This window comes from Bacillus sp. JS (assembly GCF_000259365.1).
Classification (GTDB): Bacteria; Bacillota; Bacilli; order Bacillales; family Bacillaceae; genus Bacillus; species Bacillus stercoris.
This window is the reverse complement of sequence record NC_017743.1, coordinates 2910915-2936523: the sequence shown is the minus strand read 5'-3', so window position 1 is coordinate 2936523 and position 25609 is coordinate 2910915. Positions and strand designations below refer to the sequence as shown.

26 protein-coding genes are annotated in these 25609 nt (G+C 45.1%); 21 read left to right on the top strand and 5 right to left on the bottom strand.

Annotated elements, in window-relative coordinates; genetic code table 11:
* Window positions 1–60 precede the first annotated feature (60 nt).
* Together MY9_RS14900 and MY9_RS14895 are read left to right on the top strand one after the other, a co-directional pair.
* A complete protein-coding gene (locus tag MY9_RS14900) occupies window positions 61–771 on the top strand; it encodes an ABC transporter ATP-binding protein (RefSeq protein ID WP_014665032.1) in 711 nt (236 codons plus the stop codon).
* On the top strand, window positions 768–1925 hold the full coding sequence (locus tag MY9_RS14895; protein WP_014665031.1) for an ABC transporter permease: 1158 nt from the start codon (window positions 768–770) through the stop codon (window positions 1923–1925). The genes MY9_RS14900 and MY9_RS14895 overlap by 4 nt, the downstream gene beginning before the upstream one ends.
* 39 nt (window positions 1926–1964) lie before the next feature.
* Here MY9_RS14895 and pbuO read toward each other — a convergent pair whose 3' ends face one another.
* Window positions 1965–3263: a hypoxanthine/guanine permease PbuO gene (gene pbuO / locus MY9_RS14890; RefSeq protein WP_014665030.1), complete on the bottom strand. Its 1299-nt coding sequence runs from the start codon at window positions 3261–3263 to the stop codon at window positions 1965–1967.
* Window positions 3264–3359: 96 nt separating this feature from the next.
* Here pbuO and pepV point away from each other — a divergent pair, with 96 nt between their 5' ends.
* Window positions 3360–4751, top strand: coding sequence for a dipeptidase PepV (gene pepV, locus MY9_RS14885; RefSeq protein WP_014665029.1), 1392 nt, complete (start codon window positions 3360–3362; stop codon window positions 4749–4751).
* Between the two features lie 33 nt (window positions 4752–4784).
* Here pepV and cysK read toward each other — a convergent pair whose 3' ends face one another.
* Entirely contained in the window at window positions 4785–5720 is a 936-nt protein-coding gene (cysK, locus tag MY9_RS14880) for a cysteine synthase A (RefSeq protein ID WP_014665028.1), read from the bottom strand.
* Window positions 5721–5868: 148 nt separating this feature from the next.
* Between cysK and thpR the strand changes: the two genes are divergently transcribed.
* The 5 genes from thpR (at window position 5869) to MY9_RS14855 (ending at window position 11495) form a co-directional block, all read left to right on the top strand.
* Window positions 5869–6420 (top strand): RNA 2',3'-cyclic phosphodiesterase, encoded by a 552-nt coding sequence (gene thpR, locus MY9_RS14875; RefSeq protein WP_014665027.1) that lies wholly within the window; start codon window positions 5869–5871, stop codon window positions 6418–6420.
* Window positions 6421–6445: 25 nt separating this feature from the next.
* The gene (locus MY9_RS14870; RefSeq protein ID WP_014665026.1) at window positions 6446–7360 is read left to right on the top strand and encodes a hypothetical protein; all 915 of its coding nucleotides are present in this window, start codon (window positions 6446–6448) and stop codon (window positions 7358–7360) included.
* A 48-nt stretch (window positions 7361–7408) separates the two neighbouring features.
* On the top strand, window positions 7409–8338 hold the full coding sequence (locus MY9_RS14865) for a YegS/Rv2252/BmrU family lipid kinase (RefSeq protein ID WP_014665025.1): 930 nt from the start codon (window positions 7409–7411) through the stop codon (window positions 8336–8338).
* Window positions 8339–8361: 23 nt separating this feature from the next.
* Window positions 8362–10518, top strand: a complete 2157-nt coding sequence (gene pulA, locus MY9_RS14860) for a type I pullulanase (protein ID WP_014665024.1) — start codon at window positions 8362–8364, stop codon at window positions 10516–10518.
* Window positions 10519–10697: 179 nt separating this feature from the next.
* Window positions 10698–11495 (top strand): phosphotransferase family protein, encoded by a 798-nt coding sequence (locus tag MY9_RS14855; RefSeq protein ID WP_009967993.1) that lies wholly within the window; start codon window positions 10698–10700, stop codon window positions 11493–11495.
* Here MY9_RS14855 and MY9_RS14850 read toward each other — a convergent pair whose 3' ends face one another.
* The gene (locus tag MY9_RS14850) at window positions 11496–11774 is read right to left on the bottom strand and encodes a YtzH-like family protein (RefSeq protein ID WP_003237926.1); all 279 of its coding nucleotides are present in this window, start codon (window positions 11772–11774) and stop codon (window positions 11496–11498) included.
* 206 nt (window positions 11775–11980) lie between these two features.
* Here MY9_RS14850 and trmB point away from each other — a divergent pair, with 206 nt between their 5' ends.
* From trmB to MY9_RS14835, 3 genes are all read left to right on the top strand, one after another.
* Window positions 11981–12622 carry a tRNA (guanosine(46)-N7)-methyltransferase TrmB gene (trmB, locus tag MY9_RS14845; RefSeq protein ID WP_014665023.1) on the top strand — a complete coding sequence of 214 codons (642 nt, stop codon included), beginning with the start codon at window positions 11981–11983 and terminating at the stop codon, window positions 12620–12622.
* 69 nt (window positions 12623–12691) lie between these two features.
* A complete protein-coding gene (locus tag MY9_RS14840) occupies window positions 12692–13537 on the top strand; it encodes a YtnP family quorum-quenching lactonase (protein WP_014665022.1) in 846 nt (281 codons plus the stop codon).
* 82 nt (window positions 13538–13619) lie between these two features.
* Window positions 13620–15320, top strand: coding sequence for an NAD-dependent malic enzyme (locus MY9_RS14835; RefSeq protein ID WP_014665021.1), 1701 nt, complete (start codon window positions 13620–13622; stop codon window positions 15318–15320).
* Between the two features lie 51 nt (window positions 15321–15371).
* Here the strand turns inward: MY9_RS14835 and MY9_RS14830 are convergent, their stop codons facing one another.
* The gene (locus MY9_RS14830) at window positions 15372–15689 is read right to left on the bottom strand and encodes a PepSY domain-containing protein (RefSeq protein ID WP_014665020.1); all 318 of its coding nucleotides are present in this window, start codon (window positions 15687–15689) and stop codon (window positions 15372–15374) included.
* Window positions 15690–15847: 158 nt separating this feature from the next.
* Here MY9_RS14830 and MY9_RS14825 point away from each other — a divergent pair, with 158 nt between their 5' ends.
* Entirely contained in the window at window positions 15848–16921 is a 1074-nt protein-coding gene (locus MY9_RS14825; RefSeq protein WP_014665019.1) for a M42 family metallopeptidase, read from the top strand.
* A gap of 56 nt (window positions 16922–16977) precedes the next feature.
* Here MY9_RS14825 and MY9_RS14820 read toward each other — a convergent pair whose 3' ends face one another.
* Complete coding sequence (locus tag MY9_RS14820; protein ID WP_014665018.1) at window positions 16978–17424, bottom strand: YtoQ family protein; 447 nt, start codon at window positions 17422–17424, stop codon at window positions 16978–16980.
* A 78-nt stretch (window positions 17425–17502) separates the two neighbouring features.
* Here MY9_RS14820 and MY9_RS21645 point away from each other — a divergent pair, with 78 nt between their 5' ends.
* The 9 genes from MY9_RS21645 to ytxJ all read left to right on the top strand — a co-directional run bounded on the left by MY9_RS21645 (window position 17503) and on the right by ytxJ (window position 25395).
* Window positions 17503–17619, top strand: coding sequence for a hypothetical protein (locus tag MY9_RS21645; RefSeq protein WP_004399150.1), 117 nt, complete (start codon window positions 17503–17505; stop codon window positions 17617–17619).
* Between the two features lie 39 nt (window positions 17620–17658).
* The gene (locus MY9_RS14815; protein ID WP_014665016.1) at window positions 17659–17982 is read left to right on the top strand and encodes a thioredoxin family protein; all 324 of its coding nucleotides are present in this window, start codon (window positions 17659–17661) and stop codon (window positions 17980–17982) included.
* Window positions 17983–17996: 14 nt separating this feature from the next.
* On the top strand, window positions 17997–18806 hold the full coding sequence (locus MY9_RS14810) for a DUF1444 domain-containing protein (protein WP_080478262.1): 810 nt from the start codon (window positions 17997–17999) through the stop codon (window positions 18804–18806).
* Window positions 18807–18821: 15 nt separating this feature from the next.
* On the top strand, window positions 18822–19427 hold the full coding sequence (gene ytpR / locus MY9_RS14805) for a YtpR family tRNA-binding protein (protein WP_014665014.1): 606 nt from the start codon (window positions 18822–18824) through the stop codon (window positions 19425–19427).
* Between the two features lie 159 nt (window positions 19428–19586).
* A complete protein-coding gene (locus MY9_RS14800) occupies window positions 19587–22430 on the top strand; it encodes a DNA translocase FtsK (protein ID WP_014665013.1) in 2844 nt (947 codons plus the stop codon).
* A 249-nt stretch (window positions 22431–22679) separates the two neighbouring features.
* Complete coding sequence (murC, locus tag MY9_RS14795; RefSeq protein WP_014665012.1) at window positions 22680–23978, top strand: UDP-N-acetylmuramate--L-alanine ligase; 1299 nt, start codon at window positions 22680–22682, stop codon at window positions 23976–23978.
* Window positions 23979–24139: 161 nt separating this feature from the next.
* Window positions 24140–24562 carry a DUF948 domain-containing protein gene (locus tag MY9_RS14790; RefSeq protein ID WP_014665011.1) on the top strand — a complete coding sequence of 141 codons (423 nt, stop codon included), beginning with the start codon at window positions 24140–24142 and terminating at the stop codon, window positions 24560–24562.
* A gap of 30 nt (window positions 24563–24592) precedes the next feature.
* Complete coding sequence (locus MY9_RS14785) at window positions 24593–25045, top strand: YtxH domain-containing protein (protein WP_040082123.1); 453 nt, start codon at window positions 24593–24595, stop codon at window positions 25043–25045.
* Window positions 25046–25068: 23 nt separating this feature from the next.
* The gene (gene ytxJ, locus MY9_RS14780) at window positions 25069–25395 is read left to right on the top strand and encodes a bacillithiol system redox-active protein YtxJ (RefSeq protein WP_014665009.1); all 327 of its coding nucleotides are present in this window, start codon (window positions 25069–25071) and stop codon (window positions 25393–25395) included.
* Window positions 25396–25609: the final 214 nt, after the last annotated feature.

Here is a 25609-nt window from a genome sequence, read left to right as displayed (position 1 = left end):
ATTATGCTTAAAGAAACTTTTTTTATTCTGTTTCGTAGTAAATTTTGGAGGTGGGTGAGTTTGACAAATTTACTTGAAGCTTCAATAGAACAGGCGGGGTATACAAGCCGTAAAAAAGTGCTCACCGATGTTTTTCTGGAAGTCGGAAAAGGGGAGCTGGTCGGGCTGATCGGAGCTAACGGTGCCGGAAAAAGCACCGCAATGAAGGCGATACTCGGCCTCTCAGAAGATTTTAAAGGGCAAATTGCCTGGAACAACTGTTCATTTGCATACATTCCGGAGCATCCGTCCTTCTACGAAGAACTGACGCTGTGGGAGCATTTGGATCTGATCAGCACACTCCATGGCATTGAAGAGAGTGAATTTGCACAACGGGCCCAAAGCCTTCTGCAGACGTTTTCGCTTGATCATGTCAGGCATGAGCTGCCTGTCACCTTTTCAAAAGGCATGCAGCAAAAACTGATGCTTATCCAGGCTTTTCTCTCTAAGCCTGATATCTATGTGATTGATGAACCGTTTATCGGGCTTGATCCGATATCGACGAAACGTTTTGTGGACATGCTTAAAGCTGAAAAAGAACGGGGAGCTGGCATTCTCATGTGTACACACGTGCTCGATACCGCGGAAAAGATCTGTGACCGGTTTTACATGATTGAGAAAGGTTCTTTATTTCTCCAAGGCACGTTAAAAGATATTCAGGACAAGACCGGATTAGAGGGGCAGTCATTGCTTGACTGTTTTTATAAGGCAGTTCAAGGTGATCGGCCATGAACGGGCGTACGCTCTTTTTTCGGAGGCTGTTTGACTATTACAGGTATCAGTTTAAGGTATTGCATGCGGTCATTGACTGGACAGTCGCTCTCTATATCGTTTTGCCGGCGCTTGCTTTTGTCGTCTATCAGTATATTGATTTGATGAACGGAAGAGGCCTTCTTTATGAGTGGTCTGAAGTGGCGGAATGGAGATGGCTGTATGCTGTGTGTGTGCTGATCATGTTTACAGGCTCGATTCGCACATTTTTAATGGAAGCGGACAAAGTGTTTTTGCTGCAAAAGAAAGAAATAATCTATCAGTTAAAACGGTATGCGCTTTTGTATTCTTTTTTGGTCACGCTGGCCAAATGGCTGCTGCTCTTTTTCATTGTTTTTCCTTTAATCCGTCATTCTGTTCACATCACATTCGCAGAAAGCGCGCTTCTAATATGTTACTTATTTGGCCTTCATATGTTCTTTTTATCTTCAAAGCAAGACAGGATCAGAAAGCCGCGCTCCATTTCGAGATGGATTGGCGATATCTCTGCAAGAGCTATTCTTTTTGCTGGTTCTGCTATCTTGATTGTTTTGACTGAGTGGCACTTGCTTGCGCTTTTAGGCATTTTATTTTTGCTTTTTTCAGCCGTCCGCAGTTTGAAAAAGACAGCCACGTTTACGGGTTTTGAAGCTGAAGTGACTGAAGAGAAAAAAAGAAGGCTTGCCCTTGCAGGACTTGTGATGATGATGAGCCAGGAGGCGGGAATGCCAAAAGTAAAAGACAGGATGAGAAGAAAACCGTTATTATACCGCAATTCAAAAAGGATATTTAAAAGGCGAACGATCTGCACTGGCTATAAGGAATTGTTTTTCAAAGTCATGCTGAGGAATGGCGAGTATATGAGGGAAATGTACATGCTTTTGTCGGCCTTTACGATTTTGATTTTTGTCTCCCCGATTTGGCTGAAGGTGATAGCGCTTCTGGTTTATACAGGTGTTTGCCGTTATATCCTGACGCTTATTTTTGATAAGGTCATGGATGCCCCTTTTTTAATTGGCACCGATATGGAAAGTGATGAATATTACCGGGCCAGAAAAAGCTGTATCAACACTTTGCACTATGCGTTTGCCGCTTGCTGTTTTTTTGCGGCCGCCGTCTCTTTATTATTCATATAAAAAACCCAAACGACTGAGCGTTTGGGTTTTCTTTATGTGTTATAAAATAAACAGCTGGATGAAAAACAGTATGGCGAAAACGATAACGAGCGGATGAATCTCTCTCCATTTTCCCCGTGCCGCTTTTACAATCGGATACGAAATAAAGCCAAGGGCGATTCCTGTAGAAATGCTTGATGTCAAAGGCATAGCCAAAATGACGAGAAACGCTGGGAATGCTTCGTCCATCTCTTTCCAGTTCATATTGGAAACTGAGCCCATCATCAGACTGCCTACAATAATCAAAGCAGGCGAGGTGATGGCAGCTATGCCGGACAAGGCGCTGACAAGCGGACTGAAAAACATTGATGCCGCAAACATCACCGCCACAGTCAAAGCTGTAAGCCCCGTTCTTCCCCCGGCTGCGACGCCTGCGGAAGATTCGATAAATGCCGTCGTCGGGCTTGTGCCGAACACAGCTCCTACTGTCGTCGCGGTTGAATCAGCAAGCAGCGCTTTTCGCACGTTCGGCAGCTTATTGTTTTTCATGAGCCCTGCTTGCTCTGCTACTCCGATCATTGTGCCTGTCGTATCAAAAATGGTGACCAATAGAAAAGAAAAGACGACAGCGTACAGGCCGTGATGAATGACGTCGCCAAAAGCGGTAAATGGATTTGAGATCATCAATCCTTCCGGCAAATGAGGAAACGACATAAATCCCTTTGAAAAATGAAGCTGTCCGGTAAAAAAGGCGATCAAAGCGGTAGCTGCCATTCCGATAAATAAAGCGCCGCTTACATTCAGCACCATCAGGACCACGCTGATCAAAAGGCCGACGAGTGTTAAAATGACACCCGGTGAATGCAGATTGCCGAGAGTAACCAGGTTTGATTCATCAGCTGCCACAATTCCCGCTTGACGCAAACCGATAAAAGCAATAAACAGCCCGATCCCTGTTGTGATCCCGTATTTTAAATTGTTTGGAATCGCTTCTATAAGTTGTTTTCTTAAAGGCGTTAACGATAAAATAATGAAGAGAACCCCTGCTGTAAATACTGCACTGAAAGCTGTTGCGTATGTGATGCCGCCATCGCTTGCGCTTACGACATGAAAGGCTAAATATGCGTTCAAGCCCATGCCGGGCGCAATAGCAATCGGATAATTTGCTGCCAGGGCCATCCACAGCGTTCCGACAATGGAGGCAATGATCGTTGCGGTGAAAACCTGGTCGAAAGGAACCCCGGCGTTAGCCAAAATGACCGGATTAACCACGACGATATAGACCATTGTGAAAAAGGTCGTCAGCCCTGCTATGATTTCTTGCTTTATGGATGTTTGCTGCTCTTTTAGATGAAACATAGTATCCTCCAATTACGAACGTTTTAACAAAACACCATTAATATTATTCGTTTTATTTGGTTTTTGCAAGTCATTTCTTGCGGAAAGGGGATCATTATGAACTGGGAAGTTGAAGTGATCAGAAGAAAAGAGGATTTAATTCGTGATACGCAGGAATTTTTGAGAATCAACAGTGTCATGGACGAAACAACCGCCGGACCCGGCAAACCGTTTGGAGAAGGGGTAAACGCCAGCCTGACTTCACTGCTGGAGCTTGGAGAAAAAGAAGGCTTTACAACAAAAAATCTTGATGGCTTCGCAGGTCATATTGAATGGGGCGAGGGCGATGACATTGTCGGCGTACTTTGCCATGTTGACGTCGTGCCGCCGGGAGACGATTGGACGAGTGATCCGTTTTCAGCTGAAATCCGTAATGGGCGGATTTATGCAAGAGGCGCCATTGATGACAAAGGCCCGACAATGGCAGCATTCTATGCGCTGAAAATCGTAAAAGACATGAATTTGCCGCTGTCCAAGCGAGTCAGAATGATTATCGGAACAGATGAAGAAAGCGATTGGAGATGCGTAGAGCATTACTTCAAGCATGAAGAAATGCCAACACTTGGCTTTGCGCCTGACGCCGATTTTCCGATTATTAACGCGGAAAAAGGGATTATCGATGCTTCTTTACTTATCCCGCATGTCGCAAATCAAGCCGAGCCAAAGGCAGTGCTTGTCTCGTTTCAGTCAGGCCTCCGTTTGAACATGGTGCCTGACGCTGCTGAAGCCGTCATTGAAGGGCAGAAAAAAGAAGAGATTCTGTCTTCATTTAAAGACATGCTCCGCACGACGGATCAAAAAGGAGAAGCTGAAATAGAGAACGGACAGCTCATTTTGCGTATGTACGGGCTTTCCTGCCATGCGATGGAACCGAACAATGGGATCAATGCCGGCATTTTATTGTGCGAATTTCTGCAGCAGACTGAGCTTGACGATGCAGGACTGCGGTTTGTGCAAGTGGTGACAGACAAATTCTCAGGTGATACAAGAGGAAAGAAACTGAACATCGACTGTGAGGATGAAATTAGCGGTGAGCTGACATTAAACGTCGGAACACTGTGCTATAAAGAAGGGCAAGGAGGCGAGCTCGGGATCAATATCCGCTATCCTGTGACAGCAGAAAGCAAAGCGATCCGGGATGTATTCGAAAGCGCAACTGAATTTGAGCTGGGCGAATTCAAAGACAGCAAGCCGCATCATGTGTCAGCAGATCATCCGCTAGTCAAAACCCTGCAAAAGGTTTATGAAGGCCAGCTGGGTAAAAAAGCTGACTTAATCTCAATCGGCGGAGGGACGTATGCCAGATCGCTAAAAGCCGGTGTCGCCTTCGGCCCGCTGTTCCCCGGACGCCCTGACAGCGCACATCAAAAGGATGAATATATTGAAATTGATGACCTTCTTAGATCGACAGCATTATATGCGCAGGCCATTTACGAGCTTGCAAAATAAAAGGACCGGCTTCTGCTGAAGCCAGTCCTTTTTTTAAATAAATGACCATAAATCAGTTGATAAGTACCGTTCTCCTGTATCGGCTGTCATGCAGACGACAACTTTGTCAGGAGAGAGGCGTTTCGCTGTTTCGATTGCCGCGAAGCAGGCTGCTCCTGATGAAGGGCCGACAAGAATTCCTTCTTCAGCAGCAAGCCGTCTTGTCGTTGTATATGCGTCTTCATCAGAGATTTTGATAATTTCATCATAAACGTCTTCATTTAAAATCGGCGGTATAAAGCCTGGGCTTGTTCCTACAAGTTTATGCGCGCCGGGTTTTCCGCCGGATAATACAGGCGAACCCGCTGGCTCAACAACATGAACCGTGATATCCGGAAAAAGCTCTTTGAGCGCCTCACCTGTTCCGGTAATGGTTCCGCCCGTTCCCGATGAGGCTACAAAAGCGCCGAGCGGTTTTCCGATTTCCTCTATTGCCCGGGCAATTTCAGGCGCCGTTGTTTTCCGGTGTGCATCAGGATTGGCAGTGTTATCGAACTGCATTGGAATATAGCTGTTCGGAATTTGTTCGGCAAGCTCCTTCGCTTTTTTAATGCTGCCCGGCATTCTTTCCTCTCCGGGAGTTAATACAACCTCTGCACCGTAAGCTTTAAGCAGGTTGATCCGTTCCTTCGTCATCGTATCAGGCATCACTAAGATTGCTTTATATCCGCGTGCTGCCGCATTCATAGCGAGCCCGATTCCGGTATTTCCGCTTGTCGGCTCTATAATAACTGATCCCGGCTTGAGCAAACCGTTTTGTTCAGCTTCTATGATCATTTGATAAGCTGCTCTGTCTTTCACACTGCCGCTCGGATTGAAAAATTCAAGCTTTAAATAGACTTGTGCCGCATTTTTCGGCTGAAGCCGGTTCAATCTCACTAGCGGTGTATCTCCTATCAGATCAGCTGTGTTTTCAACGATTTTCAACATTGTCATTCCTTTCTGAATAAAACAAGTGTCATATAATATCCTAACATAATAAACGTTTGTGCGAGAGTGTTTTCATACACTGTTCCTCTATCCGCACAGCCTCTTTATTGATAAAATAATAGCTGTTAAAGAAGGGAGTGTCAGACGGATGCCAGATATACGGCCTCATTATTTCATCGGCGTTCCCATACCTGAGGGAATTGCAAACCCGATTTACCAGGCTGCGAAAAACGAGCCGGTATTGACGTTTCAAAAATGGGTGCACCCGCTTGACTATCATATCACGTTAATTTTTCTCGGAGCGGCGGATGAGACACAAATAAAGAAGCTTGAAGGTTCGCTAGCCGAGATTGCTTCAGAAATCGATCCATTTTCAATTGAGTTTGGCAAGATAGATGTATTCGGCGACCGCAAAAGGCCGCGCGTTTTACACCTGGAGCCTAAGAAAAACAACACGCTTGAAAGGCTGAGGGAGCATACAAAGCAGGCTGTGCTTCAGGCTGGTTTTCAAGTGGAAAAAAGACCGTATCATCCTCATATGACGCTGGCGAGAAAATGGACAGGCGAAGAAGGATTTCCGGCTCATGTTCCGTTTGAAAGCGGCGAGGTTTCGATGAGGGCTGAGCGGTTTTCGCTCTTTCAAATACACTTGAACCAATCACCAAAATACGAGGAAATATTCAAATTTCATTTATCTTAATTCATTGCGGAGTGGAGAAACAAACATGGCACAAATCATCAAAATTCATGATTATATATCGAGATATGAGCTTGATCCGTACCATTATATCAACCAGTTTGTACGGCTGAAAAAAGAGCGCTGGCTTTCACTGGTAGAAGCGGCGGAACGCCAGCAAGAAGAAAGGCAAGCCAGCGCTGAAGAACCGGAACCGGTGCAAAAACGAAAAAAATTTTCATTGAAAAGAAGAAAAGAAGAGATAAAAGCCGATATACAAGAAGAGAGACACCAATGGTTTGAGGATGAAGAAGATATTCATGTAAGGCTCCCAAAGAGCAGGATGGCGCTTGCTTCTTTTTATAAAAGACATTTATATGATTTTCAGCTCAAATGGGCAAGCTCTACTCTTTCAGAAATATCTCAACTCTCAAACCAGGTGAAGCAGGACCGCATTTTGCGTTATCTGACCCAACAGCTGCCCGATTCTTATTTCATTATGTATAAGCCTGTGCTGAGAATTCAGCAGGCGGCGGTTGAATTAAGCATTGTGATTATTTCTCCTCTGGAAATTTATTGCGTTTCTATTTTAGAGGCCGAGGAAGACAGTGTCTACATAGGGTCTAAAAATCGTTTTTGGGACAAGAAAACAGCCTCTCAGACTGCATCAGTGTTAAATCCGGGGCTGAGCCTGTTTCGAACGGACTCTGTTGTGTCAAAGATCGTAAAGGAAAAACAGGCCGAGATTCCGGTTCGAAAATTGCTTCTGAGCAGAACGTCGTACATCGATTACCCTGAGCCGCCATACGGCTTAGAAATTGCGGATAAGCGGAGCGCGGAAGAATGGATTGAGCGGCAGAAGAAAAACACTGCTCCGATCAAACACCATCAGGTAAAGGCTGCGAAGGCTCTATTGTCTTACTGCATGTCTGACTCCCATCGCAGACAAGAGTGGCTGGAGTAAAAGAGAACGATTTGAGCGGTTTTCTCATAACATAAGCAGGTGAGAAAGATGAGCCATTGGTTTTTTATTATTAATCCGACAGCAGGACATCGAAACGGCCTGCGTGTTTGGAAGTCCATTCAAAAGGAATTAATCAAACGAAAGGTTGAGCACCGTTCATTTTTAACTGAACATCCGGGACACGCCGAGGTGCTCGCCAGACAGATTTCAACGATACAGGAATATAAGCTGAAGCGCCTGATCGTCATTGGCGGAGACGGAACCATGCATGAAGTTGTCAACGGCCTGAAGGATGTAGACGATATTGAACTGAGCTTTGTGCCAGCGGGCGCGTATAATGATTTCTCACGGGGATTTTCTATTAAAAAAATCGACCTGATACAGGAAATTAAGAAGGTAAAGCGTCCGCTAACAAGAACCTTTCATTTAGGGAGCGTCAATTTCCTTCAGGATAAATCACAAATTCTTTATTTTATGAATCATATCGGGATTGGTTTTGACGCATATGTCAATAAAAAGGCGATGGAATTTCCGTTGAGACGGGTTTTTCTTTTTCTCCGCCTTCGATTTCTAGTGTATCCGCTTTCTCATTTGCACGCCTCAGCAACCTTTAAGCCGTTTACGTTAGCTTGTACAACGGAAGGCGAGACGCATGAATTTCATGATGTCTGGTTTGCGGTTGTATCCAACCATCCGTTTTACGGGGGAGGCATGAAGGCGGCGCCGCTAGCAAATCCCCGCGAGAAGACATTTGACATCGTAATCGTTGAAAACCAGCCGTTTTTGAAAAAATATTGGCTTTTATGTCTGATGGCATTTGGAAAACATACAAAGATGGATGGCGTCACGATGTTTAAAGCAAAAGACATTACGTTTTACACGAAGGACAAAATCCCGTTTCATGCTGACGGAGAAATCATGGGCACTACCCCGTTTCGTCTGGCATCTAGTCCTGCACCCCTCAGGATCAAAACATAAACGTGTTTGGAGGAGAGCTTCCGATGGTCAGCATCCGCCGCAGCTTCGAAGCGTATGTCGATGACATGAATATCATTACCGTCCTGATTCCTGCTGAACAAAAAGAAATCATGACACCGCCGTTTCGGCTTGAGACAGAAACAACAGATTTTCCTCTGGCTGTCAGGGAGGAATACTCCCTTGAAGCGAAATACAAGTACATCTGCGTATCCGACCATCCTGTGACATTTGGAAAAATCCATTTCGTCAGTGCATCCAGCGGCCACAAAACCGATCTCCAAATCGGCGCGGTCATCCGGACAGCTGCATTTGATGACGAATTTTATTATGACGGAGAGCTCGGCGCCGTTTATACTGCGGATCATACCGTATTTAAAGTATGGGCACCTGCTGCAACCTCAGCTGCAGTCAAGCTTTCACACCCCAATAAAGGCGGGCGCACATTCCAAATGACTCGCTTGGAAAAGGGCGTCTATGCTGTTACGGTCATGGGTGACCTTCACGGGTACGAGTATGTGTTCTGCATCTGCAACAATTCAGAGTGGGCGGAAACCGTTGACCCGTATGCAAAGGCCGTGACAGTAAATGGAGAGAAGGGTGTCGTCTTGCGCCCGGATCAAATGAAATGGACTGCTCCGCTTAAGCCATTCTCAAACCCTGTGGATGCCGTCATCTATGAGACGCACCTTCGCGACTTCTCCATCCATAAAAACAGCGGCATGATCAACAAGGGAAAATACTTAGCATTAACGGAAACTGATACACAAACCGCAAATGGCAGTTCTTCTGGACTGGCGTATATAAAAGAGCTCGGTGTTACACACGTCGAGCTACTGCCGGTGAACGATTTTGCCGGAGTTGATGAAGAGAAGCCGCTTGATGCTTATAATTGGGGATATAACCCGCTTCATTTCTTTGCCCCGGAGGGAAGCTATGCCTCAAACCCTCATGATCCTCAAACGAGAAAAACAGAGCTGAAACAAATGATCAATACCCTGCATCAGCACGGTCTGCGAGTCATTCTGGATGTTGTTTTTAACCATGTGTATCATCGCGAGAATTCACCCTTTGAAAAAACAGTGCCCGGTTATTTTTTTCGGCACGACGAATTTGGGATGCCGTCAAACGGCACTGGCGTTGGCAATGATATTGCATCAGAAAGAAGAATGGCGAGAAAGTTCATTGCGGATTGCGTGGTCTATTGGCTTGAAGAATACAATGCCGACGGCTTCCGCTTTGATCTGCTCGGCATTTTAGATATTGACACCGTGCTTTATATGAAAGAGAAAGCAATTAAGGCAAAGACCGGAATCCTGCTTTTTGGAGAAGGATGGGATCTGGCTACACCGCTGCCGCATGAACAGAAAGCTACTTTGGCGAACGCACCAAGAATGCCCGGTATCGGTTTTTTTAATGATATGTTTCGTGACGCTGTAAAAGGGAACACCTTTCACCTCATGGCAGCAGGGTTTGCACTCGGCAGCGGTGAATCAGCGCAAGCTGTTATGCACGGGATTGCCGGCTCTTCCGGATGGAAGGCATTCGCCCCGATTGTTCCGGAACCAAGCCAGTCCATCAATTATGTTGAATCACATGACAATCACACCTTTTGGGATAAAATGAGCTTCGCGCTTCCTCAAGAAAATGACAGCCGAAAGCGAAGCAGGCAAAGGCTTGCAGCCGCAATTATTTTGCTAGCCCAAGGGGTGCCGTTTATTCACAGCGGCCAGGAATTTTTCCGGACGAAGCAGGGAGTGGAAAACAGCTATCAATCCAGTGATAGCATCAACGAGCTGGACTGGGGTCGGCGTGAAACGTTCAAAGAAGATGTTGACTATATCCGCAGGCTGATCTCGCTGAGAAAAGCGCATCCCGCATTCCGTCTCAGGTCCGCTGCAGACATCCGGCGCCATCTTGAATGTTTGACGCTAAAAGAACACTTTATCGCATACAGGCTTTATGATCTCGACGAGGTTGACGAATGGAAAGATATCATTGTTATCCATCATGCGAGTGCGAACTCTGTCGAGTGGAGGCTGCCAAACGATAAACCATATCGGCTTTTATGTGATCCATCAGGATTTCAGCAAGACCCGGCAGAAATTAAGAAAACGGTTGCAGTAAACGGCATCGGAACAGTTATCTTATATTTAGCATCAGATCTTAAGAGTTTTGCTTGACGAAGTTTGTGCTATAGCGCTAAAATTTAAAGGACGGCTATTGATTAGCATACGAGACTCTCAATAGCTGTCTTTTTTATTTTCATACGATTCGTACGAAAAAGGCGCTCGCTGGATAGACTAGAGACGATTCGCCTTTATTCTAAAATATTTTAAGAAATGATGGGTTGAACATTGATATGAACTGGTTGGGACAATTACTAGGTAGCGATTGGGAGATCTTCCCCGCCGGAGGAGCTACAGGAGATGCATATTATGCGAAACATAACGGGCAGCAGCTTTTTTTAAAACGTAATAGCTCACCTTTTTTAGCTGTTTTATCCGCCGAAGGCATTGTTCCGAAGCTGGTTTGGACAAAACGGATGGAAAATGGGGACGTCATTACGGCCCAGCACTGGATGACCGGCAGAGAGCTGAAGCCTAAAGACATGAGCGGACGGCCCGTTGCTGAATTGCTTCGTAAAATACACACATCAAAAGCCTTGCTGGACATGCTGAAGAGACTTGGAAAAGAACCGCTGAACCCGGGGGCTCTTTTGTCTCAGCTGAAGCAGGCTGTATTTGCTGTGCAGCAATCTTCGCCGCTGATTCAAGAAGGGATCAAGTATTTGGAAGAACACCTGCATGAAGTGCATTTCGGTGAGAAAGTCGTTTGCCATTGTGATGTCAATCATAATAACTGGCTATTGTCTGAAGACAACCAGCTGTATTTAATTGACTGGGACGGCGCCATGATCGCTGATCCGGCGATGGACCTCGGACCTTTGCTGTACCACTACGTCGAAAAGCCAGCTTGGGAGAGCTGGCTGAGCATGTACGGCATAGAGTTGACAGAAAGCCTTCGATTGCGAATGGCTTGGTATGTGTTATCTGAAACAATCACTTTCATTGCCTGGCATAAAGCAAAAGGCAATGACAAGGAATTTCATGATGCAATGGAAGAACTGCATATCCTCATGAAACGAATTGTTGACTAATCAGGAATACGAATCCATTTGCTCTACCCATTGAGACAGGCTGTTCTGATGCTCTTGTATGTGTGAGTCGATGGATTTGGACGATATTCCTGATTGGCTGTAGCGGTAAACATCCTCAAGCACGTTTTTAAAATTTGAATCAAGCTCGGTGTTTGCCATCAGTGATTTAATCACACGCTCTAGCTGCTCGTACTCTGCGACTGTTCCGCAGCAGTCCAATTGATGGTCAGTCAAGATATCCTTCAATAAATGAACTTGATGCTCATAATGTAAACCCATATCGGTACACATCCCTTCAGTATCATACGGGTTAAATTGTTCAAAACAGAGCGTTTTTATACATGTGAAAGGAGTGTTCCAGCAGACGGGACCCTCTTTTTTTATGCACTCGGCCTTAAGAGAGATACACTGGAAAAACGAGCTTGCGGGTCTTTTTAATTCATGGTATGTTGTTAGTCGAAATAATAGATAGAGGTGTCAATCATATGAGAATGCGCCACAAGCCTTGGGCTGATGACTTTTTGGCTGAAAACGCAGATATTGCCATCAGCAACCCTGCTGATTATAAAGGGAAATGGAACACAGTGTTTGGCAACGACAATCCGATCCATATCGAGGTTGGTACAGGAAAAGGTCAATTTATTTCTGGGATGGCCAAACAAAATCCCGACATCAATTATATTGGTATTGAGTTATTTAAAAGCGTCATCGTGACAGCCGTCCAAAAAGTAAAAGACAGCGAAGCGCAGAATGTAAGGCTTCTGAATATAGATGCGGACACGCTGACGGATGTGTTTGAGCCGGGTGAAGTGAAACGGGTCTACTTGAACTTTTCTGATCCTTGGCCAAAGAAACGGCATGAAAAACGCCGCTTGACATACTCCCACTTTCTCAAAAAATATGAAGAAGTAATGGGAAAAGGCGGAGCGATTCATTTTAAAACCGACAACCGAGGTTTGTTTGAGTACTCTTTGAAGAGCTTCTCTGAGTACGGCCTGCTGCTGACATACGTCAGTCTCGATTTGCATAACAGCAATCTGGAAGGCAATATTATGACAGAATATGAAGAAAAATTCTCTGCACTCGGCCAGCCGATCTATCGGGCTGAGGTTGAATGGAGAACGTAAAGACAGACTCTGACAGGAGTCTGTTTTTTTTATGGCCCGTTTGCTACCATGATGACAGGGGGGATGAAAATGGAAACAATGAAAATTGGAAACATCACGTTGACCTGGCTTGACGGAGGCGTGACGCATATGGATGGAGGGGCGATGTTCGGCGTCGTTCCAAAGCCGCTTTGGTCTAAAAAATACCCAGTCAATGAAAAAAACCAGATTGAACTAAGGACAGACCCCATTTTGATTCAAAAGGATGGGCTTAATATCATCGTTGACGCCGGAATTGGATCAGGCAAGCTGACTGATAAACAAAAACGAAACTATGGCGTGACACAAGAGTCGAATGTGAAACCATCATTAGCTGCACTCGGGTTAAACGTTGCCGATATAGATGTGATCGCAATGACACACCTTCATTTTGATCATGCATGCGGTTTAACGGAATATGAAGGTGAACGGCTCGTCTCTGTCTTTCCGAATGCGGTGATTTATACATCAGCTGTCGAATGGGATGAAATGCGCCATCCGAATATCCGGTCGAAAAATACGTATTGGAAGGAAAATTGGGAGGCTGTAGCCGGCCAAGTCAAAACCTTTGAGGATTCTTTAACCATCACAGAGGGGATTACCATGCATCACACCGGAGGCCATAGCGACGGACACAGTGTCCTGATATGCGAGGATGCGGGTGAAACTGCTGTACATATGGCAGATCTAATGCCAACGCATGCCCACCGCAATCCGCTTTGGGTGCTGGCTTACGATGATTACCCGATGACCTCTATCCCGCAAAAGCAGAAATGGCAGGCGTTCGCAGCAGAAAAAGACGCTTGGTTTATTTTTTATCATGATGCCGAGTATCGCGCCCTTCAATGGGAGGAGGACGGAAGCATCAAAGAGTCAGTCAAGCGAATGAAGCAATAGCATATTTTTATGTTTACCCTGCATGTTTTCCGGCTAATAATGCAAACCTAGTACTAATTATGCTCAGAAAGGAAGAGGCAGGGTGAAACAATTCAAAGTAACAAACGAAGGAGACATTCAAACAACATTAAGAGGCCTTGAAGTGCTCTCTGTTCCTTTTTTGAACAAAGGTGTCGCTTTTACTGAGGAAGAAAGAAAAGAACTTGGTTTAAAAGGCTTTCTGCCGCCTAAGGTATTAACAATTGATGATCAGGCGAAAAGAGCGTATGAGCAATATTCCGCACAGCCAGACGATTTAAGCAAAAATGTTTATTTAACGGCGCTGCACGATCGGAATGAAACGCTGTTTTACCGCCTGTTAAATGACCATTTAGGGGAAATGCTTCCGATTGTCTACACACCGACAGTTGGAACGGCCATCCAGAGATACAGCCATGAATATAGAAAACCACGAGGGCTCTATCTTTCAATCGATGACCCGGACGGTATGAAAGAAGCCTTTAAACAGTATAAAGATCAAAGCGATACGATCGATTTAATAGTTGCAACTGATGCGGAAGGAATTTTAGGAATCGGTGACTGGGGCGTCGGAGGAATCGCGATTTCTATCGGCAAGCTGGCGGTTTATACGGCGGCTGCGGGCATTGATCCGAGCAGAGTGCTTGCTGTTGTTTTAGATGCGGGGACAAATCAGGAGAGCCTCCTGAACGATCCGCTTTATGTCGGCAACCAGCATTCCAGAGTGCGCGGGGAACGCTATGACCAATTTATTGACGACTACGTTGCGCTGGCGAGAGAAACATTTCCGAATGCATTGCTGCATTGGGAGGATTTCGGAGCGAAAAACGCGCGAAGCATTTTGAAACGCTATAAAGATAAAGTTTGTACGTTTAATGATGATATCCAAGGGACAGGCGCTGTTTCTTTGGCGGCAGTCTTATCCTGTGCAAAAGCGTCTAAAGTTCCGCTGAGGGATCACAGAGTTGTTATATTCGGAGCAGGAACGGCTGGAATCGGAATTGCCGAACAGCTGCGCGAAGCATTGGTGCGTGAGGGGCTGAGTGAGGAAGAATCATATCAGCGCTTCTGGTGCATAGACAGAAACGGACTGTTAACAGATGATATGAATCAGCTTCTTGATTTCCAAAAGCCGTATGCCCGTTCGGCTGATGAAGTGAAGGATTATCAGCGGAATGGAGATGGCGGAGGCATTGATCTCCTTGAAGTGGTCCGTCAGGCGAAACCGACAATCCTGATCGGGACGTCTACGGTTTCAGGTGCTTTTACTGAAGAAATTGTCAAAGAAATGGCGTCACATGTGAAACGGCCGGCGATTTTGCCAATGTCAAATCCGACAACTCTTTCTGAAGCAAAGCCGGAGGATTTAATCGAATGGACAGAAGGCCGTGCGCTGATCACGACAGGAAGCCCGTTCCCGCCAGTAGAGTATAATGGCGTAACGTATCATATCGGCCAAGCGAACAACGCGCTTGTCTTCCCGGGGCTTGGTCTTGGAACGATTGTCACCAAATCAAAATTAATTACAGACAGCATGTTTGAAGCATGCGCCCGGGCGATCGCAAGTATGGTCAATGTCGGGGTGCCTGGCGCGCCGATGCTTCCGAAAGTAGAGGATTTGCGGACTGTATCGGCAACCGTTGCGGTTGAAGTTGCAAAAACCGCAATGAAGGAAGGCGTCGCGACAGAAGAGCCTGAAGACATTATACAGGCTGTGCAGGATGCGATGTGGTATCCGGTATACAAACCGATTCGCGCGATATAATAAAAAGAGCCGCTGCGTAGGCAGCGGCTTCTATTTTATGCTTGTCCGGTGTTAAGAAGCGATTGTATCAATGACATCTACAATTTCCCCCGTTTTCGCATCCACCATGACTTCATACTGTTCTAATTCTCCGAAAGCTGATCGTGTAATGCCGGTTTTGTATACCTGTACCGTTTCTCCGTTAATATTGTAAGGCTCCGGCTGGGTGTAAATCCATGATCCGTCAATCGGGCCCCGCTGCTTAAAAGCGGATTTTACAATTCGAAGCGCTTTTTCTGAAGAAATATAAGGCTTAATCACATATTGTTTCACAACGACAGCCGTACAAATTCCAAGTCCTGCTCCTAAAAGAAGATGACGCAATTTCAAAATAAAGCACCTCCTGGTTGATCGTACTTTTCATTATACAGAAACAGCCAAAACCTGTTAAGCAATACGCGGCTGATTGAGCAGATTCGGTCAGGGTGCTTGGAAAACTTGATTGTTTCTAATAAAATAAAAGGACTACATAGAAATGAGGGGAAAACATGAATCAAGAAACGAAAGCGCTTTTCCAAACACTGACGCAGCTTCCCGGCGCGCCGGGCAACGAGCATCAGGTTCGTGCTTTTATGAAGCAAGAGCTAGCCAAATATGCCGATGACATCGTTCAGGACAGACTGGGAAGTGTTTTCGGAGTCAGACAAGGCGCAGAGGGTGCACCGAGAATTATGGTAGCCGGGCACATGGACGAAGTCGGCTTCATGGTGACATCCATCACAGACAACGGGCTGCTCAGATTCCAGACGCTCGGAGGCTGGTGGAGTCAGGTTTTGCTTGCGCAGCGGGTTGAAGTTCAAACAGATAACGGGCCGGTTCCGGGTGTGATTTCAAGCATACCGCCGCATTTATTGACAGATGCACAGCGAAACCGCCCGATGGATATCAAAAACATGATGATCGATATTGGAGCGGACGATAAGGAAGACGCCATCAAAATCGGCATAAAACCGGGACAGCAGATCGTGCCTGTCTGTCCGTTTACGACGATGGCGAATGAAAAGAAAATTTTGTCAAAAGCTTGGGATAACCGGTACGGATGTGGTTTGAGCATTGAACTTTTGAAGGAATTACAAGGTAAAGAGCTTCCGAACACGCTCTATGCGGGTGCAACGGTTCAGGAAGAAGTCGGGCTAAGGGGGGCACAGACGGCTTCTCACATGATTAAACCGGACTTATTTTTCGCCCTTGATGCCAGTCCGGCAAACGATATGAGCGGAGACAAAAATGAATTTGGCCAGCTTGGAAAAGGCTTTTTGCTCCGTATTCTTGACAGAACGACAGTCATGCATCGCGGAATGAGGGAATTTGTTCTTGATATGGCTGAAACGCATGATATTCCATATCAATATTTTGTATCCGGCGGGGGAACAGATGCAGGCAAGGTTCATATTTCGAACAGCGGCGTTCCGTCAGCGGTTATCGGAATTTGTTCCCGCTACATTCATACAAACGCTTCTATCATTCATATTGATGATTATGCTGCTGCTAAGGAAATGCTCATCAAACTTGTAACAGCCTGCGATAGACAGACGGTGGATGCAATTAAGAAGAATATGTAGAATTTATATAAAAGCTTGTTGAACGAGCAGTGAGCCCGGTTCGACAAGCTTTTTTCTTATTCTGTTTCAAATAGATATGAAAGGGCCTTGATGGCTTGGTTGACGGTTTCCACCGTAATATTCGCTTTATTGGAAAGCTCTTTTAATGGATGGTGGAGTGATTCCGGCCGGATGATAATCAGAGGTTTTCCTTTTGCGATCGCATATGATGCATCCATTGCCGTGTTCCACTGTTTGTATTTTTCGCCAAACAGGGCGATCACAAAGTCTGCTTTATTCATCAGGACGGCGGTTCTGAAGTTGTTGATGTCAGAGGCTTTGTCATCCTTCAAAACGGCATTTGGCTGTACGCCCATAATGTCTTCACCAATATTGTCTGAGCGGTCATGATTCTCCATCGGGCCGACAAACGTAATCGGCAGCTTCAGCGATTTTGTTTTCTCTTTGATTTCCTCGCGCCAATTGCTATGGATTTCTCCTGCTAAATAGACGATAAACTCCATACTAAAATCCCTCCTTATGTATGTCCAGCTGTAAATTTTACCCTCATGTACACGATGTTAAACGAAACGAGCTTGATAATGCAAATAAAATATGATAATGATAATGGGAAAGCCAATCTTACATATTCATTCGTTGCATATAAGTGGTTTTGCCTCAAGCAGTTTGGTATGATCCAAATGGACGAGTATCGATAAACAAACATGTAAGAACATAAACAACTGGAGGGATATGAAATGAAAAAAATTGAATCAACTCAAGAGCTGGAAAAAGCGGTACAGGATGACTGGGCTGTATTTATGTTTTCTGCCGACTGGTGCCCGGATTGCCGTTTTGTAGAGCCTTTCCTGCCTGAACTGGAAGCGGATTTTCCTGAATTCACTTACTACTACGTAGACCGTGACAAATTCATTGATACATGTGCAGAGTGGGAAATTTACGGAATCCCAAGCTTTGTTGTTTTTAATGAAGGAAAAGAAGTAAATCGTTTTGTAAGCAAAGACCGCAAAACAAAAGAAGAAATTGAACAGTTTTTAACAGATTCTCTCGCTAAAGCGTAAAGGAGGACATCGGTTTGAAAATGACCTCAAGGAAGCTGTCAGATATACTGAAACAGCGCCTTCAGCACGAGAATCGCTCCTTTCTGTTTGACAGAGAAAAAGACACTCTCCGTGTTGAGGATCAAACGACAAAAAAAGGGATTACGCTCGATTTGCCGCCGATTATTGCGAAATGGGAACTGAAAAAAGACGAAGCCATTGATGAGATCGTGTACTATGTTTCCGAAGCAATGACGGCAATGGAAGGGAAGGCTCAGGAAATGACCGGGAAAGAAACTCGCATTTATCCGGTCATCCGCTCGACTTCCTTCCCGGACAAGTCCAGCGAAGATATCCCGCTCATTTATGATGATCATACCGCAGAGACAAGAATTTATTACGCGCTCGATCTCGGGAAAACATACCGTTTAATTGACCAGCGCATGCTTGAGAAAGAAAACTGGACAAAAGAACGGATCAGAGAGACGGCCGCATTTAATCTCCGTTCTCTGCCGACGGTTGTCAAAGAGGATACGGTTGCCGGCAATTACTTCTATTTCTTCAGGGCAAACGATGGATACGACGCCAGCCGGATTCTGAACGAAGCGATTTTAAATGAGTACAAGCAGCGTGCAGAAGGGGAGCTGGCGATCTCTGTTCCGCATCAGGACGTTCTGATTCTTGCTGACATCCGGAATGAATCAGGGTATGATATTCTAGGACAAATGTCGATGAGCTTCTTTGCAGGCGGCACCGTTCCAATTACCGCTCTTTCATTTTTGTACAATGAAGGAAAGCTGGAACCGGTGTTTATCCTGGCGAAAAGCCGTCCGAAAAAGGATTAGAAAGGATTTTTACTTATGAACGCTTTTTATAATAAAGAAGGTGTGGGAGACACGCTCCTGATCTCTCTTCAAGATGTGACACGTGAACAATTAGGCTATGAAAAACACGGCGACGTCGTCAAAATTTTCAATAACGAAACAAAAGAAACAACGGGATTCAACATTTTCAATGCGTCTACTTACTTGACCATTGATGAAAACGGCCCGGTTGCGCTCTCAGAAACATTCGTGCAAGATGTGAATGAGATTTTAAACAGAAACGGCGTTGAAGAAACATTAGTCGTTGATTTATCTCCGAAGTTTGTTGTGGGTTATGTAGAATCAAAAGAAAAACATCCGAATGCCGATAAATTAAGCGTATGTAAAGTCAATGTAGGAGAAGAAACGCTTCAAATCGTCTGCGGCGCGCCTAACGTTGACCAAGGACAAAAAGTTGTCGTTGCCAAAGTCGGCGCTGTGATGCCTAGCGGACTTGTCATTAAGGATGCAGAGCTTCGCGGCGTTCCGTCAAGCGGAATGATCTGCTCAGCGAAAGAGCTTGATTTGCCTGACGCCCCTGCTGAAAAAGGCATCCTTGTGTTAGAAGGAGATTATGAGGCGGGAGAGGCATTTCAGTTTTAGACTCCCATAAATCCGCCCAAAAAAACGAATCATGTGAAAAGCCGCTAAGCCCCTGTTTAGCGGCTTTGTTTCTGCTGATAGCTTAATCTTTTCTGGGCCGACCAGCAGTGGTATACTAAAAACCGTCCCAGAAAACTATAAGGGAGTTAGAGATAAATTATGAGTTGGCTTCATAAATTTTTTGATTTGTTTTTAGGCGAGAGCGAAGAGGATGCTGAACGGGAGACAAAACCCGCTCAAATTCCGCAGCAACAAGAGGTGCATCATCCTGAAGGACAATTAAAAAGATTGGAAGATCCTAAAATATATTATGAATATCCAAAAGGCAAGTTCCGTTTTCCAGTCGTGCCTGATGGATACAAAAATCATGACCTGAGAAGGCGCCGTGCACCATCGGACGAACCGAAATCCGCGCCTCGTCCAAGCGCTGCACCTTACAGAGAGCGTCCCAGAAATGAAGAAGAGCAGCATACATATCAAGCATCAGAGCCGGCGAAGAAACCGTTTAAACCGACAAATATCCCTTCGCCAATCTATGGATTCAATCAAAAACCATCCGTTAAAAAGGATGTGCCGAAAAAGCCTTCTGAAACATTGAACGAACCGGATAAACCGGTAAAAGAGAAGGTAACACTGCTGTCAGAAGAGATCGAACGTGAACGCGGCTATCCTGCTTCAGACACACAGGCGCACTCCAAAAAAGAAAATCCTTTCTTTCCGGATATCCAATTTGAAAAACAGCCCTCTGGCGTTTTAAACAGAAAGGATACAGAGCGTGATGGGGCACCAGGTAATGAAGTGCCATTTGAATCAGGCGTTCAACAGCCGCAAAAAGAGAAGTCTCTCTTTCCAGCTGAACATGCCGAAGGGCAAGCAACGCCTGAGATACTCACAGATACGGCGAATGAAGGCCTTTCAGGCAGTGAAGTAAGCCGCGAAGACATCATGCCTGCATCGGCTGAGGAAGAACAAAGGGAAAAGCAGGCAGAGCAATTTGAAGAGCCTGTTTTCTCTGCTGAACTTGATGAAGAGCAAACAGCTCCTGAATCTCTGGCAGAGGCAGCATCTGAGGAGGAAAAATCAGAAGAGCCGTCAGACAGCATAGTATACAATCATCACGAAAACGCGGCAGAAGGTGCTGAGTCTCCGTTCGTTCAAGAAGAACAAATGGAATTTCATCAGGAAGAGCCTTCATTATTTACTGATCACCAGCATTCATTTGGAGCTCTGGATCAAGCAGAAACCGAGGCGGAAGAATCAGAAGAGCCATCAGACAGCATAATAAATAATCAGTATGACATCCCGGCAGAATCTAAGGAAACGAAGATAGATGTTCAGCCAGACAGCCATACAGAGCTTGAGGAAACTGATCGGATGGACCAAGCTTCCAAACCGCTTTCTGCAACCCATGAAAACCGGCAGGAAATCCGGGCAGGCAAACCTCACGAAGCTTCAAAAGAGCCGAAACCAAGGCCTGGTGTGCAAGAGAACAGGTCCGAACAAAACGCACCTTCTCAAAAAGGGCCATCCGTTCCTTTTAATGTCATGATGCTGAAAAGAGATACGCATAAACAGCAAAAAGCAGAGGAACGCCGCGGCAGCTATGTATTTCCGAATGTTGCACTGCTAGATGTCCCGCCAGCGCAGGTCCAAGATGATACTGCGTGGATCGAAGAACAGCGTCAGCTTCTTGATTTGACCTTGAAAAATTTCAATGTCCGCGCCAATGTCGTCCATGTAACCCAGGGTCCGTCTGTCACGAGATTCGAAGTGCATCCTGAACCAGGTGTAAAGGTGAATAAAATCACCAACTTGTCTGATGATATTAAGCTCAGTCTCTCAGCAAGAGATATTCGGATTGAAGCGCCAATTCCGGGGAAAAACACGATCGGAATTGAAGTGCCGAACCGCACGAGCAAGGTGGTTGATTTGCGCCAAATGATTCGCAGCTCAGCTTTCAGGACAAGCAAGTCACCGCTTACGGCTGCGCTGGGATTAGATATTTCGGGAAATCCTGTCGTTATCGACTTGAAGAAAATGCCGCATGGCTTGATTGCCGGCGCCACAGGCTCGGGAAAAAGCGTATGCATCAATACAATATTAGTCAGCCTGCTTTATAAAGCTGATCCGAGTGAGGTAAAGGTGCTGCTGATTGATCCGAAAATGGTCGAGCTGGCTCCTTACAATAAAATTCCTCATCTCGTCAGCCCGGTCATTACTGATGCTAAAGCGGCTACAGCTGCTTTGAAATGGGTGGTTGAGGAAATGGAGCGCCGCTATGAGTTGTTTGCCCATTCAGGTGTCCGTGACATTGACCGCTTTAATCAATTAACCGGGGAACACCAAATGGGTGAAAAGCTGCCGTATTTAGTTGTCATTATTGATGAGCTTGCAGATCTGATGATGGTAGCGCCAAACGATGTGGAAGAAAGTATAGCGCGGATCGCCCAAAAAGCAAGAGCATGCGGTATCCATCTTCTCGTCGCAACTCAGCGTCCGTCAGTAGATGTCATTACAGGCCTGATTAAGGCGAATATCCCGACGAGAATCGCCTTTTCTGTTTCAAGCCAGGTTGATTCCCGAACGATTATTGACATCGCCGGTGCAGAAAAGCTTCTCGGAAAAGGGGATATGCTCTTTTTGGAAAACGGCTCGGGAAAACCGGTCCGTCTGCAAGGTAACTTTGTGTCGGATCGTGAAATCGACCGCGTTGTTTCTCACGTCAGAAACCAAATGCCGCCAACCTATTTATTTGAACAAGAAGAGCTCGTAAGACAAGGATCAGCCCTGAAAGAAGAGGATGAACTGTTTTACGAAGCGTGTGAGTTTGTTGTAGAGCAAAACAGTGCAAGCACTTCAAGCCTGCAGAGAAGATTCAGAATCGGTTACAACCGGGCGGCAAGGCTGATCGATATGATGGAAGCGGAAGGCATGATCTCAGAGGCAAAAGGAAGCAAACCCCGTGAGGTGCTGATCACGGCAAGTGATTTAATAAACGAATAATATGGGTTCATTTTCACACCAAACATGGTATGATAGTGTTTAGAGCATTTAACAGCTATGCCGCTTTACAGCAGCTGCGCATAGACAAATCTTGATATCTAGGTTTAATCGGAAAGAAATAACCGGATACTGAACATAACAAAACATATAAAATACGCCGCCAAGGGAAGCTTTTCACCCGCCGCGGTCGCAAATTGAAATGAGCGTCATATACTGGGGAACAGATAGACGTTTGTTGGAGGTACAATTATGACTGTTTATCATTTTGTTGGAATAAAAGGGACAGGTATGAGTCCGCTTGCCCAAATACTTCATGATAATGGATATACTGTCCAAGGATCGGATATCGAAAAATTTATTTTTACGCAAACAGCGCTTGAAAAAAGAAATATTACGATTCTTCCTTTTAGCGCGGAAAATATTAAGCCCGGCATGACAGTTATCGCCGGAAATGCATTCCCAGACACGCATCCAGAAATAGAAAAAGCGATGTCTGACGGAATTCCGGTGATACGTTATCATAAGTTTTTAGGCGACTACATGAAAAAGTTCACAAGTGTTGCCGTTACAGGTGCACATGGCAAAACGTCGACTACGGGTTTGCTGGCTCACGTGATCCAAAATGCAAAACCGACGTCTTTCTTAATTGGAGACGGAACAGGCCAGGGAAATGAAAACAGCGAATACTTTGTGTTTGAAGCGTGTGAATACCGCCGCCATTTCTTAAGCTATCAGCCAGACTACGCGATCATGACGAATATTGATTTTGATCACCCTGATTACTTCTCAAGCATTGACGATGTATTTGACGCTTTTCAAGAGATGGCTCTTCAAGTCAACAAAGGCATTATCGCCTGCGGAGACGATGAGCATCTGCCGAAAATCCATGCGAACGTCCCGGTTGTGTATTACGGCACAGGGGAAGAAAATGATTTTCAAGCCAGAAACATCGTAAAAAGCACGGAAGGGACAACTTTCGATGTCTTTGTCCGCAATACGTTCTATGATACGTTTTATATTCCTGCGTACGGCCACCACAATGTATTAAACTCATTGGCGGTCATTGCGTTATGCCATTATGAAGAAATTGATTCCAGCATCATTAAGCATGCTCTCAAATCCTTTGGGGGCGTCAAACGCAGATTCAATGAGAAGCAGCTAGGGGATCAAGTGCTGATTGATGACTATGCTCATCACCCGACAGAAATAAAAGTGACAATTGAGGCGGCAAGACAGAAATATCCTGATCGTGAAATTGTTGCGGTATTTCAGCCTCATACATTTACGCGAACGCAGCAATTCCTTGACGAATTTGCAGAAAGCCTGAGCGGCGCTGACTGTGTGTATCTATGCGATATTTTCGGCTCAGCCCGTGAAAATGCTGGAAAGCTGACGATCGGCGATCTGCAGGGGAAAATTCATAATGCCAAGCTGATTGAAGAAGATGACACTTCTGTTTTAAAAGCTCATGATAAAGCCGTTCTCATCTTCATGGGGGCAGGAGATATCCAAAAGTATATGAGAGCCTACGAAAACGTCATGGCATAATAAAAAGCAGTGATCTCACTGCTTTTTATTTATCTGACGAGAAAGCTTATTAAAGGATTTTTTTACATAACGGAGAATAGTATGTATACAGCCCAGTACACATGTTTATGATTGAAGAAAACGGGTAAACAGCAGTATATCCTGCAGCAAGGAGGTTTGAGATGATTATTATTCTTTATTTGAGCGTTGCACTCATCGCAATTGCATTTCTCGTATTAGTGATCTACTTGTCTAAAACATTGAAGTCACTGCAGCTGACACTAAAACACGTCGCATCCACTCTTGAAGGGCTGGAGGGACAAATGAAGGGCATCACAACTGAAACAGCCGAGCTTTTACATAAGACTAACCGCCTGGCTGAAGATATTCAGGAAAAATCAGAAAAGCTGAACACGGTCGTTCATGCTGTTCAAGGGGTGGGAACTTCTGTACAGCAGTTCAATACATCCATGAAACAGGCGGCAGGGTCTGTATCGGCATCAGTTAGAGAAAATCAAGACAAGATCAATCAAGTTGTCACATGGAGCCAAGCAGCAATGGAAATTTGGGAGAAATGGAAGCAAAAGAAAAAATCAGCTCTGTAAGAGAAAAAAATACCTAGAGGAGGAATAATGATGAGCAAAGATGGAATTAATAGTAAAGATTTTTTAATCGGAACTTTAATCGGGGGAATCATCGGTGCCACTACAGCTCTTTTTCTAGCGCCTAAATCAGGCAAAGAACTTCGCGACGATCTCGGCAGCCAAGCGGTTGCATTACGGGACAAAACAGATAAAATGACGGCTGATGCGAAGGAAAAAGGCACGCAATATGTCAGCATCGCAAAAGACAAAACTTCCAACATCACACAGCTTGTAGCGGATCAGTCTGGGCAGATCATGAACAAGGTAAAGGATTTAAGAGACCGTTCCAAATCTGACAAAACGGATTCATCAACAATGCAAGATATGAAGGAAGAAGCGATGCAGGCAGCTGGCGAAACAAAAGATCAAGTCCTCCAGGCGAAAGAAGATGTAAAAGACGAACTGAAAGATGCACAAAAACAGGCTGAGCATATGAATCGCTGAGCAGGGAAGGAAGAGTTTGAATCATGGCTAAACAGCTTATTCAATCTGAAGAAGAATTTAAACGGATTGCAGAACAGGAAGGCGCTTTTGTCTTCTTTAAACACAGCACCACATGCCCGATCAGCCAGGCAGCATTTCATGAGTTTGATGCCTTTGCAAATCAGCATGAGGATGTGCCGGCTTACTATCTTCAAGTACAAGAAGCCCGGCCGCTGTCAAATTTCATCGCAGAAACATATGGGGTAAAGCATGAAAGCCCTCAAGTATTCATCATTCAGAACGGTGAAGTGAAATGGCATACCTCACATTCACAAATTACAGAGGCCGCCATTGAGCAGCATTTGTCATAGAAAAAAGCGTCCAGATATTATCTGGCGCTTTTTTTTGTAAAAAACCCTTGAACATTGCCCTCACATCATGTAGGATAGCTTCATAGATTACTTTATCACTTAAAAGCGTTTAGGTAATAAAGTAGAGTTTTTATAAAATTTTTTGTATTTCAGTATTTCCATTTGGAATTACTTATAGTAAGATGCATGATAACTACAAAATAAAAAATGAATG

Bases quoted from the DNA above. Each gene is read 5' to 3' on its own strand.
- MY9_RS14895 (WP_014665031.1), top strand. From the start codon at position 768: ATGAACGGGCGTACGCTCTTTTTTCGGAGGCTGTTTGACTATTACAGG.
- pbuO (WP_014665030.1), bottom strand. From the start codon at position 3,263: ATGTTTCATCTAAAAGAGCAGCAAACATCCATAAAGCAAGAAATCATA.
- pepV (WP_014665029.1), top strand. From the start codon at position 3,360: ATGAACTGGGAAGTTGAAGTGATCAGAAGAAAAGAGGATTTAATTCGT.
- cysK (WP_014665028.1), bottom strand. From the start codon at position 5,720: ATGTTGAAAATCGTTGAAAACACAGCTGATCTGATAGGAGATACACCG.
- thpR (WP_014665027.1), top strand. From the start codon at position 5,869: ATGCCAGATATACGGCCTCATTATTTCATCGGCGTTCCCATACCTGAG.
- MY9_RS14870 (WP_014665026.1), top strand. From the start codon at position 6,446: ATGGCACAAATCATCAAAATTCATGATTATATATCGAGATATGAGCTT.
- MY9_RS14865 (WP_014665025.1), top strand. From the start codon at position 7,409: ATGAGCCATTGGTTTTTTATTATTAATCCGACAGCAGGACATCGAAAC.
- pulA (WP_014665024.1), top strand. From the start codon at position 8,362: ATGGTCAGCATCCGCCGCAGCTTCGAAGCGTATGTCGATGACATGAAT.
- MY9_RS14855 (WP_009967993.1), top strand. From the start codon at position 10,698: ATGAACTGGTTGGGACAATTACTAGGTAGCGATTGGGAGATCTTCCCC.
- MY9_RS14850 (WP_003237926.1), bottom strand. From the start codon at position 11,774: ATGGGTTTACATTATGAGCATCAAGTTCATTTATTGAAGGATATCTTG.
- trmB (WP_014665023.1), top strand. From the start codon at position 11,981: ATGAGAATGCGCCACAAGCCTTGGGCTGATGACTTTTTGGCTGAAAAC.
- MY9_RS14840 (WP_014665022.1), top strand. From the start codon at position 12,692: ATGGAAACAATGAAAATTGGAAACATCACGTTGACCTGGCTTGACGGA.
- MY9_RS14825 (WP_014665019.1), top strand. From the start codon at position 15,848: ATGAATCAAGAAACGAAAGCGCTTTTCCAAACACTGACGCAGCTTCCC.
- MY9_RS14820 (WP_014665018.1), bottom strand. From the start codon at position 17,424: ATGGAGTTTATCGTCTATTTAGCAGGAGAAATCCATAGCAATTGGCGC.
- MY9_RS21645 (WP_004399150.1), top strand. From the start codon at position 17,503: ATGCAAATAAAATATGATAATGATAATGGGAAAGCCAATCTTACATAT.
- MY9_RS14815 (WP_014665016.1), top strand. From the start codon at position 17,659: ATGAAAAAAATTGAATCAACTCAAGAGCTGGAAAAAGCGGTACAGGAT.
- ytpR (WP_014665014.1), top strand. From the start codon at position 18,822: ATGAACGCTTTTTATAATAAAGAAGGTGTGGGAGACACGCTCCTGATC.
- MY9_RS14800 (WP_014665013.1), top strand. From the start codon at position 19,587: ATGAGTTGGCTTCATAAATTTTTTGATTTGTTTTTAGGCGAGAGCGAA.
- murC (WP_014665012.1), top strand. From the start codon at position 22,680: ATGACTGTTTATCATTTTGTTGGAATAAAAGGGACAGGTATGAGTCCG.
- MY9_RS14790 (WP_014665011.1), top strand. From the start codon at position 24,140: ATGATTATTATTCTTTATTTGAGCGTTGCACTCATCGCAATTGCATTT.
- MY9_RS14785 (WP_040082123.1), top strand. From the start codon at position 24,593: ATGAGCAAAGATGGAATTAATAGTAAAGATTTTTTAATCGGAACTTTA.
- ytxJ (WP_014665009.1), top strand. From the start codon at position 25,069: ATGGCTAAACAGCTTATTCAATCTGAAGAAGAATTTAAACGGATTGCA.